Below are 13,689 nucleotides of genomic sequence, written 5' to 3' on the forward strand. Positions count from 1 at the left end.
TCCGGTCCTGCCGGCGGGTGTTCGCACGCAGCCAACAGGTCCGGTCAACATGGTCAACGACGGCACTTCACGTTATCGGCAGAGCGATCCGGGTCACGCCCCGCGCCCGGCCGAGGGACGGTCCAACGCCGCCGATCCGCTTGCCGAACTCGCGCGCATGATGGCGCAGGAGGACGAGTTCGCGGCGTTGATGCGCGAGGTTCCCCGGCAGCCCCAGCGTCCGGCGGCACCGCCGCCCCGGCCGCAGGCGCCGGTGGCTTCGCCGCGTCCGTCGCAGCCCCAGCCGGCTCCGCAGGCGCCGCGCGCGCCGTCCCCGGCTGCCGCGCCGCGTCCGGCGGCGGGCTCCTTCGCCGCGCTCGCGGCGGAGGTCTATACCGAATCGGCGCAGCGTGCCGCCGCTCCCGCTCCCGCTCCCGCCCCGCGCGCCGAGCGTCCTTCCGTCGAGCCCGGTCAGCGTCCGCCGCATCCGGGCGAGCCCTATGCACGCGAGGCGCGTCCCGCCATGCCGCCGCGGCCGGCGGCGCCCGTCTCTGCGGCTGCCGCGGCCCCGTCGCCCGCGCCCCGCGCGCCGGTTGCCCCGCCCGCAGCTCCTGTGCGCGCGCCGGTGGTGGATCGACGCCCTCCCGTCGAGCCGGCCCCGGCCCCGCGAGCGCCCGCGCGGGCCGAGCCGGCCTTCGAGCAGCCGGCCGCTCCGCCGCCGAGCTGGATGAGCCGCGCCAACCAGGCGCCCGCCGATCGCGACACGACCTTCGATCTCGGCCTCGATCGCGAGGACGACGTCTACGACTATGGCCGCACTTCCGGCGACGACGAGGCCTATGGGGCTGAGGCCGACGAGGATTTCGGCCACGAGGCCGCCGCGCCGCGTCGCAACCGGCGGCGCCTCCTGATGGCCGGCGCCGCGCTGGCGGTTCTTGTGGTCGGCGGTGCCGGCGCCTATGCGTTCCTTCGCAGCGGCGGCACCTCGACCATTGCCGGTGGCCAGCCTCCGGTGATCCGCGCCGAGCAGGCGCCCAACAAGGTGGTGCCGGCGCCGACCCAGACGGCGGAAACCACCAGCGATGGCCAGAAGCTGATCTATGACCGCGTCGGCGGTACCGGCTCGACCGGCAGCGAGAAGGTGGTGTCCAGCGAGGAGCAGCCGGTCGACGTCTCGCAGGCGGCGCAGCCGCAGCCGCGGGTGATCGCCCCGGCGCCGAGTTCCCGGACGCCGGTCGCCACCGCGCCGTCCGGCACCGAGCCGAAGCGGGTGCGCACCCTCACCGTGCGCGCCGACGGCAGCATCGTCGAAGGCGATCCCGCGCCGACGCCGGCGGCGGCCGTCGCCACCACGCCCCAATCGCCGCAGCCGACCGCATCGGCCGCGGTGGCCCTGAGCCCCGGCACGGCCTCGCCGGTCTCGACCAATCCGGCGCCGCTCGCCGCCACGCCGTCCATCGTGCCGAACGTGCCGGCCCCACCCACCCGGGTCGCCACCGCGCCGTCGCAGGCGGCTCCCGCGCCGGCGGCGAATGTGACGCAGACGCTGAACGCCGCGGCCAACTCCGTGCCGACCGCCAGCGGCGCCTATGTGGTGCAGATCGGCTCGGTGCCGAGCGAGGCGGATGCGCAGGCCATGCTGCGCAGCGCGCTGACGCGCTATCCGAGCCTGCTCGGCGGCAAGCCAGCCTCGGTGCGGCGCGGCGACATTTCCTCCACCGGCGGTACCACCTATCGCGCCCAGATCGGAGCCTTCACCAACCGCGCCGATGCGGTGAACCTGTGCGAGCAGTTGAAGTCGCAGGGCGGTAATTGCTTCGTCTCGCGCCTCTGACGCCGGACCTCTGACATGACCGCCCCCCGTGCCTTCATCGCCGGCTGCGCCGGTCTTGCGCTCACCCCGGACGAGCGCCGCTTCTTCGCGGAGGCGGCGCCGTGGGGACTGATCCTGTTTCGTCGCAATGTCGAGACGCCGGAGCAGGTGAGGGCGCTGGTCGCCGATTTCCGCGCCGTGGTCGGCCGCCACGATGCGCCGGTGCTGATCGACCAGGAGGGCGGGCGCGTGCAGCGGCTCGGCCCGCCGCACTGGCCGGCCTATCCGCCCGCTGGCCGCTTCGCCGCCATGGCCGAGGCCGGGGATTTCTCCGCGGAAACGGCCGCCAGGGAGAACGCACGGGTGATGGCGGGCGATCTCGTAGCGCTCGGCATCACCGTCGATTGCGTGCCCTGCGCCGATCTGCGGCTGCCGGAGGGCCACGGCATCATCGGCGATCGCGCCTATGGCGCCGAGCCGGCGCAGGTGGCGCGGCTTGCCCGCGCGGTGGCCGAGGGCATGGGCGCGCGGGGCGTTCTGCCGGTGCTCAAACACATTCCGGGCCATGGCCGCGCCCGTGCCGACAGCCATGAAAGCCTGCCGGTGGTGGAGACCTCGCGCGCGGAGCTGGAGGCGACCGATTTCGCGGCGTTCCGGCCGCTGAGGGACCTGCCTCTCGGCATGACCGCGCATGTGGTCTACACCGCGATCGACGCGACGGCGCCGGCCACCACCTCGCGAGAGGTGATCGACGAGATCATTCGCGGCCATATCGGCTTCGACGGCGCCCTGATGAGCGACGATCTCTCGATGGGCGCGCTGTCCGGCTCGCTGGGCGAGCGGGCGGCGGCCTCCTTTGCCGCCGGCTGCGACCTGGCGCTCCATTGCAATGGCCGCATGGAGGAGATGGCCGAGGTGGCGGCGCATACGCCGTTGCTGGCCGGGGAGGCGGCACGGCGCTGCGCGGCGGCGCTGGAATGGAGCCCCGCCGCACGGGTGGCCGGGATTGAGGATTCCGCGACGTTTTCGGGTATGATCACGGCGTCCTGAACGCCGCCCCCGATCTCCGACGCCGACGATCACCATGGAACATACCCCTCTTGCCTTCGAGGCGGACGACGCCCGCATCCCGGGCGAGGGCGCGCTCGTCGTCGATGTCGATGGCTTCGAGGGGCCGCTCGACCTGCTGCTGGCGCTCGCCCGCACCCAGAAGGTGGACCTGTCCCGCATCTCCATCCTGGAGCTGGCCGAGCAGTATCTGCGCTTCGTCGAGGAGGCGCGCCGGGTGCGGCTGGAACTGGCGGCGGACTATCTGGTCATGGCGGCCTGGCTGGCGTTCCTGAAATCACGCCTGCTGCTGCCCGAGCCGCCCAAGGCGGAGGGGCCGAGCGCCGCCGATCTGGCGCAGGACCTCGCGGCGCGGCTGCAGCGCCTGGAGCGGATCCGCGCGGCCGCCGCGCATCTCGCCACCCGCGACCGCATCGGCCACGACGTCTTCGCGCGGGGCGCGCCGGAACCTCTGACCGGCGCGGCGCGGCCGGTCTATGAGGCCACCCTCTACGACCTGCTGGCGGCCTATGGCGCGCAACGGCAGAAGGTCGCGCTCTCGCAGGTGCGCTTCGCCCCGCGCAACGTCATCCCGCTCGCCGAGGCGCGCGAGCGCCTGGAGCGGATGATCGGGCGGCTCGATCCCGCCGGCGAGTGGTCGCGCCTCGACGGGCTGCTGATCGACTGGTTCGCCGATCCGAAGATGCGGGCGACCATGCTGGCCTCCAGCTTCTCTGCCAGCCTCGAGATGGTGCGCGAGGGGGTGATCGATCTCCAGCAGAGCGAGGCCTTCGCGCCGATCTATGTCCGTCGCCGCGACGCCGACGGTGAGCGGGGGCCGTCGCGTTGAGCGGGGACAACGGGGTGCCGGAGCGCGATGTCCATCTGCGCCTGCTCGAGGCCATGCTGTTCGCCGCCGGCGAGCCGCTCGACGAGGCGACGCTGGCGGCCCGTCTGCCGGAAGGCGTCGATCTGCGGCCGCTGATGGCGCAACTATCCGCCGATTATGCCGGCCGCGGCGTCAACCTGGTGCGCGTGGCGGGCAAATGGACATTGCGTACCGCCCCCGATCTCGGCTTCCTGCTGGCCCGCGACAAGCCCGAGCCGCGCAAGCTGTCGCGCGCGGCGCTGGAGACGCTGGCGATCATCGCCTATCACCAGCCGGTGACGCGGGCGGAGATCGAGGAGATCCGCGGCGTCTCCACCAGCAAGGGCACGCTCGACGTGCTGCTCGAATCCGGCTGGATCCGCATGCGCGGCCGTCGGCGCAGTCCCGGCCGGCCCGTAACCTATGGCACCGCGGAAAGCTTTCTCGTCCATTTCGGGCTGGAGTCGATCCAGGACCTGCCGGGGCTGGAGGAGCTCAAGGGGGCCGGCTTCGTTGACGCGCGCGTCACGGCCGGATTAACCGTGCCGCTGCCGAGCGACGAGATGGCGCTGGCGGACGACGAGGATCCGCTGGAGCCGGAACTCGACTTCGGCCTCGCGCCCGAGCCGGAGGAAATGGACGAGGTGCGGGAAGGCGAAGACGAGGGTTGAGGCCGGCTTTCCGGCCCGCACAGGGATCAAGCAACGCATGGACGACGTGCCGACCCGCACCCCGATCTCGCTGGCGAGCCGGCTGATCCTCGAAGGCGTGCATCACAGCTATGGCACCACCGCCGCCGCCAAGGGGATCGATCTCGTGATCGAGCCGGGGGAGATCGTGTGCCTGCTCGGCCCCTCCGGCTGCGGCAAGACCACGCTTCTGCGCCTCATCGCCGGCATCGAGCGCCCGAGCGCCGGGCGCATCCTGCTCGACAGGCGGGTGGTGGCGGGGCCGGACCAGTTCGTGCCGCCGGAGAAGCGGCACATCGGCCTCGTCTTTCAGGACTATGCGCTGTTTCCCCATCTCACCAATCTCGACAATGTGGCGTTCGGCCTGAAGGCGCTGCCCAGGGCCGAGGCGCTCGCCGAAGCCCGGCGGGCGCTGGAGCGCATGCGGCTCGGCCGCTATGCCGGGGACTATCCGCATGCGCTGTCCGGCGGCGAGCAGCAGCGCGTGGCGCTTGCGCGCGCACTTGTGACCCGGCCGGGAATCCTCCTGATGGACGAGCCGTTCTCCGGGCTCGACAGCCGGCTACGCGGCAGCGTGCGCGCCGAGACGCTGGACGTGGTGCGCGATGCCGGCGCGACCTGTGTCATCGTCACTCATGACCCCGAGGAGGCGATGCGCATGGGCGACCGCATCGCGCTGATGCGGGCGGGGCGAATCGTGCAGCTTGGCACGCCGGTGGCGCTGTACCGCGAGCCGATCGACCTGCCGGCGGCGCGTTTCTTCTGCGAGATCAACGAGGTGGCTGGAAGGGTCGCCGGCGGGCGGCTCGAAACCCCGCTCGGCAGCTTTGCGGCGCCGGGGCTCGGCGAGGGCACGCCGGCGGTCGCGGCGATCCGCCCGCAGGGGGTCGAGCTGCGGGCGCCGGGCTCGGGCGCCGCCGGGCGCGTGGTCGAGCACCGCTTCCTGGGCGAGCTCGACCTTTATGAAGTGGTGGTGGCCGGAATCGACCGGCCGCTGATCGTGCGGCGGCGCGGCACCGCCGGTCTCGGTGCCGGCCAGAATGTCGGCGTTCACATCGATATCGCCGAAGTTCTTGTTTTCGCCGCCACCGGACCTTAGATCACCTGTGCAGAGGGTCGGCAGGGTGCGACGCGACCGATGCCCATCACGCGGGCAGGGACTGCGCGAAAAAGCTGTTCCCACTTTTCCGCGCGATGCTCTAGTGTCCGGCCTCAGTTGCGACGCGCGCGCCAGGAGTTCCAGCCGCTTGGGGCAGGCGTTTCGGTCCAGGGAGTTTCTGATATGGGTTCGTTGAGCATCTGGCATTGGATCATCGTGCTGGTTGTCGTGCTGCTCCTCTTCGGCCGCGGCAAGCTGTCCGAGCTGATGGGCGATGCCGCCAAGGGCATCAAGGCATTCAAGAAGGGCATGGCCGACGATGACGAGACGGCGGCCAAGCCGGCCGAGCCGGTGCGCTCGCTCGACCACCAGAACAATGTCGAGGCCGAGCGCAGCAAGGTCGGCTGACGACGCCTGCGGCTTCCCTGCCAAGCGGGAAGCCAAGCTGCTTCCCGCCGGCGCGTTTCGCCGGCGCAAGGCGGCTTTGACGGCTTTCCGGCGCGAACAGGCGCTGGCGGAAGGTCGTCGGCGGACAGGCCACGGGCGCCGGGCCCGTGGATCGCACCTCATCGGATCGGGGAGGGCAGCCGACGCGCTGCCCCGTCATCTTCATGTTTGATATCGGCTGGTCCGAAATGCTGGTGATCGGCGTCGTGGCGCTGGTCGTGATCGGCCCCAAGGAATTGCCCGGCGTGATCCGCAATGTCGGACGCATGGTGGGCAAGCTGCGCCGCATGGCCGGCGAGTTCCAGGGCACCTTCCAGGAAGCGCTGCGCGAGGCCGATCTCGCGGATGTGAAGAAGACGCTGTCCGGCTTCGCCGACGACACGCAGAACAGCATCTCCAGCGTGCGCGACAGCGTCGCCGCCTCGATCCCCACCAATCCGCTGCACGACATCGAGCAGCAGCTGAAGGACGCGGCGACGCCGGTGGAGCGCAAGGACCTGCCGGTGCCCACCGATCCGGCAGCCACCCCGGTGGCGGCATTGGAGCCGAGCGAGCTGGAGCCGAACGCCTTCGAGAGCATCGAGGCCGAGGTGCGCGGCGCCGCCGATGCCATCGCCGGGACGGAGCCGGCGCCGATCGCGGCGGCGAGCGAGACCGCGCCGCCGGCCGTGTCTTCCCCCGACAAGCTCGCGGCGACGCCGGAGATTTCGGAACCGGAGATTTCGGCGGCGGTCGCCGATCTCGACCGTCCCTCGGCGGCGACGGACACCGGGCCCGCCGCACCTGGCTCCGAGACCGAGATCGCCGAGGCGGTGGCCGACCTCGACCATCCGCCGGCGACACCTGACGGCAAGACCTCCGAGATCAAGACCTCCGCGACCAAGACCGCCGCATCCGCGCCGCCGGCCGGCGAAGACGCCTCCAAGGCGAAGGGCGCCTAAGCATGAGCCAGGACGATATCGACGCCTCCAAGGCTCCGCTGATCGAGCACCTGATCGAGCTGCGGGCGCGGCTGATCAAATCGCTGATCGCCTTCTTCATCGCCTTCTTCGCCTGCTTCATGCTGGGCAAGGCGATCTACAACATCCTGCTCTGGCCCTATGAGTTCGCCGCCGGCGGCTCGCAGAACGTCAAGCTGATCTATACGGCGCCGCAGGAGTTCCTGTTCACCCAGATCAAGCTCGGCATGTTCGGGGCGGCGTTCATCTCCTTCCCGGTGGTGGCGGCGCAGGTCTACATGTTCGTGGCGCCGGGCCTCTACAAGCATGAGCGCGGCGCGTTCCTGCCCTATCTGATCGCCACGCCGATCTGCTTCGTCATCGGGGCGGCCTTCGTCTATTTCGTCGCCATGCCGCTGGCGATGACCTACTTCATCTCCATGCAGCAGCTGGCCGGGCCGGACTCGCCGGAAATCTCGCTGTTGCCGCAGGTGAGCGAATATCTGTCGCTGATCATGACGCTGATCTTCGCCTTCGGCATCTGCTTCCAGCTGCCGGTGATCCTCACCCTGCTGGCGCAGATCGGGGTGGTGACCTCCGACCAGCTGAAGAAGTTCCGCCGCTACGCCATCGTCGGCGCCTTCATCATCGCCGCGGTGCTGACGCCGCCGGACGTGGTGAGCCAGTTCTCGCTCGCCATCCCAACCCTGCTTCTCTACGAGGTCTCGGTCTTTCTGGTGCGTGTCGTCGAAAAGCGGCGGGCGGCGGCGGAGGCGGCGCGGGAGAACGCCGCCTGATCCCGGCGCCGGGTCGCGGCGACGTTTTCGGCCCGTCAGGCTTGTCGCGCTCCACTGCATTGGAGTAGGTCGAGGGCGTCCGGCACGGGCCGGAGACCGTCAGACGCGAGAGCGAGACTTCCATGCACGACATCAAGTGGATCCGCGAGGAGCCCGAGGGGCTCATCGACGCATTGGTACGGCGCGGCACGCCGGAGACCGAGGCGCGGTCTCTGGTGTCCTCGCTGCTGTCGCTCGACGAGCGTCGCCGCGCCGGCATCGTGAAGCTGGAAGAACTGCAGGCCCGCCGCAACGCCGCCTCCAAGGAGATCGGCGCCGCCAAGAAGGCCGGCGACAATGCCCGCGCCGAGGCGCTGATGGCGGAGGTGAACGGCTTCAAGACCGAGATCCCGGCGATCGAGGAGGACGTGAAGGCGGCCGAGGCCGAGCTGAACGACACCCTCGCCGCCATCCCCAACGCGCCGCTCGCCGAGGTGCCGTTCGGCAAGGACGAGCACGACAACGTGCCGTTCGATGCCGCGCCGCATGCGGAGATCGAGGGCTCGGCGCTTCCCATGCCGGCGATCCGCGCCTACGGGTTCACGCCGAAGCAGCATTTCGAGATCGGCGAGGCGCTGGGCTGGATGGACTTCGAGGCGGCGGCCAAGCTGTCCGGCGCCCGCTTCGTGGTGCTGAAGAGCCAGCTGGCGCGGCTGGAACGCGCCATCGGGCAGTTCTTCATCGACGCCCACACCGAGCAGCACGGCTATACCGAGGTGGCGCCGCCGGTGCTCGTCAAGGACGAGGCGATGTTCGGCACCGCGCAGCTGCCGAAGTTCCGCGAGGATCAGTTCCGCGCCGGCGAGGACATGTGGCTCATCCCCACCGCCGAGGTGCCGCTGACCAACCTCGTCGCGCAGTCGATCCTTTCCGAGGACGAGCTGCCGCTGCGCTTCACCGCGCTCACCAACTGCTTCCGCGCCGAGGCCGGGGCGGCGGGGCGCGATACGCGCGGCATGATCCGCCAGCACCAGTTCAGCAAGGTCGAGATGGTGGCGATCACCGCGCCTGAGAAATCGCTGGAGGAGCAGGAGCGCATGCTCGCCTGCGCGCAGGCGGTGTTGAAACAGCTGGGCCTGCATCACCGCGTCGTCACGCTGTGCACCGGCGACATGGGCTTCGCCTCGGCGCGCACCTTCGACATCGAGGTGTGGCTGCCGGGCCAGAACGCCTATCGCGAGATCTCCTCGGTCTCGACCTGCTCCGACTTCCAGGCGCGGCGGATGAACGCCCGCTACCGGCCGAAGGACAGCAAGGGCCCGCGCTTCGTCCACACGCTCAACGGCTCGGGCGTCGCGGTGGGGCGCGCCATGGTGGCGATCCTCGAGACCTACCAGAACGAGGACGGCTCGGTGACGGTGCCGGACGCGCTGGTGCCCTATATGGGCGGGCGCACCCGCATCGCGGCGAACTGAGCGCCGCCGATTGTGGGCTCCGCGTCATCGCGGAGCCTGCCGTCAGGTGATATCGGGGAAGGGGAGGCCGATTCCGTCGGCCGCCCGTTTCCCGCCGCGACGACGAATGGACAGGCCATGCGCATTCTCGTGACCAATGACGACGGCATCCACGCACCCGGGCTCGACGCCTGCGCGCGGATCGCCCGCGCCCTCTCCGACGATGTGTGGGTGGTGGCGCCGGAATTCGACCAGTCCGGCGTGTCGCATTCGCTGTCGCTCTCCGATCCGCTGCGGCTGCGGCAGGTGGAGGAGAAGCGCTTCGCGGTGAAGGGCACGCCGACCGATTGCGTGATCATGGCGGTGCGGCACATCCTGAAGGACGGCAAGCCCGACCTGGTGCTCTCCGGCGTCAATCGCGGCCAGAACGTCGCCGAGGATGTCGGCTATTCCGGCACGGTGGCGGGCGCCATGGAAGGCACGGTGCTCGGCATTCCCTCCATCGCGCTGTCGCAGGCCTATGGGCTGGCGACGCGCCACGCCCCCTCCTATGCGGCGGCCGAGCATCACGGGCCGCAGGTGATCCGCAAGCTGCTGGAGGAGGGGATCCCGCCGGGCCTGCTCATCAACGTCAACTTCCCCAACCGGCCGCCGGAAGAGGTGGCCGGCGTGCGGGTGACGGCGCAGGGCAAGCGCAACCAGGAACTGCTGCGCATCGACGAGCGCGCCGACGGACGCGGCAACCCCTATTTCTGGATCGCCTTCGAACGGCGCGTCTTCGAAACCGTGAACGGCTCCGACCTGCATGCGCTCGACCAGGGCTGCATCTCGGTGACGCCGCTGCGGCTGGACATGACCGACGAGCCGATGATGACCCTGTTGGCGCAAGTGTTCCACGGCTGATCTTCCGGGCGAGCGAGGGGCGGCGGCGATGGCGGTGGATGCGGACGGAACGGATGCCACGGCACGGGCGGCGCTGCTGCTGTCGCTGCGCCAGCGCGGGTTTCGCGACCGCGAGCTGCTGCGGGCCATGGAGCAGGTGCCACGCGAGATGTTCATCGCGCCGGCGTTCCGCCACCTCTCCTGGAGCGACCAGGCGCTGCCGATCGAGTGCGGCCAGAGCATCAGCCAGCCCTCGCTGGTGGCGCGGATGACCGAGGCGCTGGCGCCGGCGGCGGCGCATCGCGTGCTGGAGATCGGCACCGGCAGCGGCTACCAGGCGGCGGTGCTCGCCCATCTGGCGGGACGGGTGATCACGCTGGAGCGCTTCCATACGCTGGCGCAGGAGGCGCGGGCCCGCCTCAAGGCGCTGGAGCTCTCCAATGTCGACGTGGTGGTGGCGGACGGCCAGCACGGCTATCTCGCCACATCGCCCTATGATCGCATTCTCGTCACGGTTGCGGTGCGCGAGGTGCCGCCCGCGCTGCTTGCCCAGCTCAACCATGGCGGCGTGCTGGTGGCGCCGGTGGGCGAGTTGGACGGTACACAAGTACTGATGAAGATCGTCTCCACCCCGGCCGGGCTGGAACGGCGTGAGCTCGGGCGGGTGCGCTTCGTGCCGCTGTTGCCGGGCGTGGCCGAGATTCTGTAGCGATTCCGCCACGCTTTTGCCGTTTCGTGGGCCACGGCGCTGGCGGACTTAAGCCGATGTTTACCTATACGAGCCTTTAATCGTCCCCATGTTTGGCGTGCGGGTGATGGGTGCGATGCGCGGGTCTTTGATGCGTGAATCTTGGTCGGTGTCGGGCTCCCGGTCCTTCTTGCGATTGTCGGTTGTCGCGCTGCTCGGCGGTACCGCGGCGGCGTGCAGCTCCGATGTCGGTCGCTTCCAGAATCCCAACCAGAGCCCGTTCGCCGCACAGTCGGCGCCGGCCTATACCGGATCGATCGCCTCGGCGCCGACCGGCCAGGTCCAGTCCGCGCCGATGGGGGCTCCCTCCTATGGCGCGCCGCAGCCGGTCGCCTCGACGTCCTACGGCGCGCCGCAGCCGAATTATGCGGCGGCGCCGGCCTATGGTCGCCCGCAAACCTATGGCGCCCCGCAGGCGCAGCCGCAGGGCTACGGCCAGCCGCAGCAGCTCGCCGCGGTGACGCCGGCCCAGCAGCCCCTCTACGGCACCTATGCGGCGCCGCAGGCCGCCGCCCCGGTGCGCCAGCCGGCACCCGTCGCCGCCGCGCCCGTGCTGCACGCGCCGGCCGCCGCCGCGAAGCCGTCGATGGCCGCTGCCGGCGCCGCGCATGTGGTCGCCTCCGGCGAGACGCTGAACTCGCTGTCGCGCCGCTACAATGTGCCGGTCTCGCAGATCGCGGCGGCTAACGGCCTCGACACCAATTCCCAGGTGCGCATCGGTCAGAGCGTGGTGATCCCCGGCGCCAGCGCGGCGGTCGCCGCCAAGCCGGCCGTGGCGCCGGCTCCGGTCGCCGCTGCCAAGCCGGCGACCACCATGCCGGTGGCGACGACACCCGTCGCGACCGCTCCGGCCGCTGCATCCACGGCCGTCGCGGCGGCACCGGCCGCCAAGCCTCTCGCTCCCGCCAATTCGGCCAAGCCGGCCCCGGCCGCCGTCGCGGCGGCGCCGCTCGCCGCGCCGGCCGAGCCCAAGGCGCAGACCATCGCCGCCGTGAAGCCTTCCGAGCCGGTCGAGGAAACCCGCACCGCGAGCGGCGTGCAGTTCCGCTGGCCGGTGCGCGGGCGCATCATTTCCGGCTACGGGCCGAAGCCCGGCGGGCAGACCAATGAGGGCATCAACGTCTCGGTGCCGGAAGGCACCTCGGTGAAGGCCGCCGAGGACGGCGTCGTCGCCTATGCCGGCAGCGAGCTGAAGGGCTATGGCAACCTGGTGTTGGTGAAGCATGCCGACGGCTGGGTCACCGCCTATGCCCACAACAGCGCGCTCGACGTGAAGAAGGGCGATACGGTGAAGCGCGGCCAGGTGATCGCCAAGGCCGGCCAGACCGGAAACGTCTCCTCGCCGCAGGTGCATTTCGAGATCCGCAAGGGATCGCAGGCGATGGATCCGTCGCAGTATCTCGCCGGTCTCTGAGTTTCGCCGGCCCTTCCGATCCCGGCGACCTTCAGACCGCGCCCCGCCGCAAGGCCGGGCGCGGTTTTGTTTTGCCGGTCAGCGCTCGGTCAGCGCGACGCCGAGGCGGCCGGCGAGGTCCTGCACATATTGCCAGGCCGTGCGGCCGGAACGGGCGCCGCGCGTGGTCGACCATTCCAGCGACTCGCGGCGCAGCGTCTCCTCGTCGATGGGCAGCTCGAAGCGGGCGGCATAGCCGTTGACCATCGCCAGATAGTCGTCCTGCGAACATTTGTGGAAGCCGAGCCAGAGGCCGAAGCGGTCCGACAGCGAGACCTTCTCCTCCACCGCCTCGCCGGGATTGATGGCGGTGGAACGCTCATTCTCCATCATGTCGCGCGGCAGCAGGTGCCGGCGGTTGGAGGTGGCGTAGAAAATGACGTTCTCCGGCCGGCCCTCGATGCCGCCCTCAAGCACCGCCTTGAGCGACTTGTAGGAGGTATCGTCATGGTCGAAGGACAGGTCGTCGCAGAACACGATGAAATGGAACGGCGCGGGCCGCATCAGGCTCATCAGGGCCGGCAGCGTCTCGATGTCCTCGCGGTGGATCTCGATCAGCTTCAACGGCGGCAGGCCGTCGGCGGCGAGGGCGGCATTGACCTCGGCATGGGCGGCCTTGACCAGCGAGCTCTTGCCCATGCCGCGCGCGCCCCACAGCAGCGCGTTGTTGGCGGGCAGGCCGCGGGCGAAGCGATTGGTGTTGTCCACCAGCTGGTCGCGCGTGCGGTCGATGCCCTTCAGAAGCTCCATCGCCACCCGGCTGACGCGCGGCACCGGCTCCAGCCGATGTCCCTCAGCGTGCCAGACATAGGCGTCCGCGACGGTGAAATCCACGGCCGTGGCGGCCGGCGGGGCGAGGCGGTCGAGCGCATCGGCGATGCGCGCGAGAACCGCTCCGAGATCGTCCGAGGTGTGGGTCATGATGGGGCTCCTTGCGGAGCCGGAATAGCCACCCGCGGCCGGCGACACAAGCGCAACCGTAACGCCGGTTACTCCTTTCGCAGACGTGACCCTGCGGCGCGCTGACGGCGTTTGCATTCGGCAGGCGCGTCAGTATAGTCCGCGCCGCTTCGCCGGGCCTGTTGCCCGCCAACTTTTCGACGGACAAGGAACCCCTATGCTGATCACGCCCGCCTATGCGCAGGCCGCCGGCCCGGGCGGTACCGACATGCTGATGTCGCTGCTGCCTTTCGTTCTGATCTTCGTGATCATGTATTTCCTGATCCTGCGTCCGCAGCAGAAGAAGGTGAAGGCCCACCAGGAACTGGTGAAGGGCATCCGCCGTGGCGACACGGTGGTCACCTCCGGCGGTCTCGTCGGCAAGGTCGCCCGTGTCGTCGACGACAACGAGATCGAGCTGCAGGTCGGCGAGGGCGTGAAGATCCGCCAGCTGCGCGGCATGATCTCGGAAGTGCGCGCCAAGGGCGAGCCGGCCAAGGAGGACGGCGCCTCCTGAGGCGCCCCGTTCCGCAAAAGTTGAAAGATTTTTGCGATGG

At 70.3% G+C, this 13,689-nt stretch carries 14 protein-coding genes; 13 read left to right on the forward strand and 1 reads right to left on the reverse strand.

The features are described 5' to 3' along the window. Positions 1-49: 49 nt before the first annotated feature. From KHC19_RS24685 to KHC19_RS24740, 12 genes are all read left to right on the forward strand, one after another. A complete protein-coding gene (locus KHC19_RS24685) occupies positions 50-1,813 on the forward strand; it encodes an SPOR domain-containing protein (protein ID WP_213356219.1) in 1,764 nt (587 codons plus the stop codon). A gap of 15 nt (positions 1,814-1,828) precedes the next feature. Continuing rightward, positions 1,829-2,842, forward strand: a complete 1,014-nt coding sequence (nagZ, locus tag KHC19_RS24690; RefSeq protein WP_213356220.1) for a beta-N-acetylhexosaminidase — start codon at positions 1,829-1,831, stop codon at positions 2,840-2,842. A gap of 34 nt (positions 2,843-2,876) precedes the next feature. After that, positions 2,877-3,689, forward strand: a complete 813-nt coding sequence (locus KHC19_RS24695) for a segregation and condensation protein A (protein WP_213356221.1) — start codon at positions 2,877-2,879, stop codon at positions 3,687-3,689. A gap of 53 nt (positions 3,690-3,742) precedes the next feature. Beyond that, positions 3,743-4,378 carry an SMC-Scp complex subunit ScpB gene (gene scpB, locus KHC19_RS24700; RefSeq protein WP_213356445.1) on the forward strand — a complete coding sequence of 212 codons (636 nt, stop codon included), beginning with the start codon at positions 3,743-3,745 and terminating at the stop codon, positions 4,376-4,378. Positions 4,379-4,415: 37 nt separating this feature from the next. Then, positions 4,416-5,495: an ABC transporter ATP-binding protein gene (locus tag KHC19_RS24705; protein WP_213356222.1), complete on the forward strand. Its 1,080-nt coding sequence runs from the start codon at positions 4,416-4,418 to the stop codon at positions 5,493-5,495. Between the two features lie 183 nt (positions 5,496-5,678). After that, a complete protein-coding gene (locus KHC19_RS24710; RefSeq protein ID WP_213356223.1) occupies positions 5,679-5,903 on the forward strand; it encodes a twin-arginine translocase TatA/TatE family subunit in 225 nt (74 codons plus the stop codon). A gap of 203 nt (positions 5,904-6,106) precedes the next feature. Then, the gene (gene tatB, locus KHC19_RS26065; RefSeq protein WP_246549467.1) at positions 6,107-6,883 is read left to right on the forward strand and encodes a Sec-independent protein translocase protein TatB; all 777 of its coding nucleotides are present in this window, start codon (positions 6,107-6,109) and stop codon (positions 6,881-6,883) included. Positions 6,884-6,885: 2 nt separating this feature from the next. Continuing rightward, positions 6,886-7,677 (forward strand): twin-arginine translocase subunit TatC, encoded by a 792-nt coding sequence (tatC, locus tag KHC19_RS24720; RefSeq protein ID WP_213356224.1) that lies wholly within the window; start codon positions 6,886-6,888, stop codon positions 7,675-7,677. Between the two features lie 122 nt (positions 7,678-7,799). Continuing rightward, positions 7,800-9,131: a serine--tRNA ligase gene (gene serS / locus KHC19_RS24725; RefSeq protein ID WP_213356225.1), complete on the forward strand. Its 1,332-nt coding sequence runs from the start codon at positions 7,800-7,802 to the stop codon at positions 9,129-9,131. A gap of 117 nt (positions 9,132-9,248) precedes the next feature. Beyond that, positions 9,249-10,013 carry a 5'/3'-nucleotidase SurE gene (gene surE / locus KHC19_RS24730; protein WP_213356227.1) on the forward strand — a complete coding sequence of 255 codons (765 nt, stop codon included), beginning with the start codon at positions 9,249-9,251 and terminating at the stop codon, positions 10,011-10,013. 28 nt (positions 10,014-10,041) lie between these two features. Further along, entirely contained in the window at positions 10,042-10,701 is a 660-nt protein-coding gene (locus KHC19_RS24735; protein WP_213356228.1) for a protein-L-isoaspartate(D-aspartate) O-methyltransferase, read from the forward strand. A 175-nt stretch (positions 10,702-10,876) separates the two neighbouring features. Continuing rightward, complete coding sequence (locus KHC19_RS24740; protein ID WP_246549468.1) at positions 10,877-12,154, forward strand: M23 family metallopeptidase; 1,278 nt, start codon at positions 10,877-10,879, stop codon at positions 12,152-12,154. A gap of 78 nt (positions 12,155-12,232) precedes the next feature. Here KHC19_RS24740 and KHC19_RS24745 read toward each other — a convergent pair whose 3' ends face one another. Further along, positions 12,233-13,114, reverse strand: coding sequence for an ATP-binding protein (locus KHC19_RS24745; RefSeq protein ID WP_213356230.1), 882 nt, complete (start codon positions 13,112-13,114; stop codon positions 12,233-12,235). A gap of 196 nt (positions 13,115-13,310) precedes the next feature. Here KHC19_RS24745 and yajC point away from each other — a divergent pair, with 196 nt between their 5' ends. Beyond that, the gene (gene yajC, locus KHC19_RS24750; protein WP_213356231.1) at positions 13,311-13,649 is read left to right on the forward strand and encodes a preprotein translocase subunit YajC; all 339 of its coding nucleotides are present in this window, start codon (positions 13,311-13,313) and stop codon (positions 13,647-13,649) included. Positions 13,650-13,689: the final 40 nt, after the last annotated feature.

Origin of the sequence: Ancylobacter oerskovii, assembly GCF_018390555.1 — a bacterium.
In the GTDB taxonomy this organism is placed as follows: Bacteria; Pseudomonadota; Alphaproteobacteria; order Rhizobiales; family Xanthobacteraceae; genus Ancylobacter; species Ancylobacter oerskovii.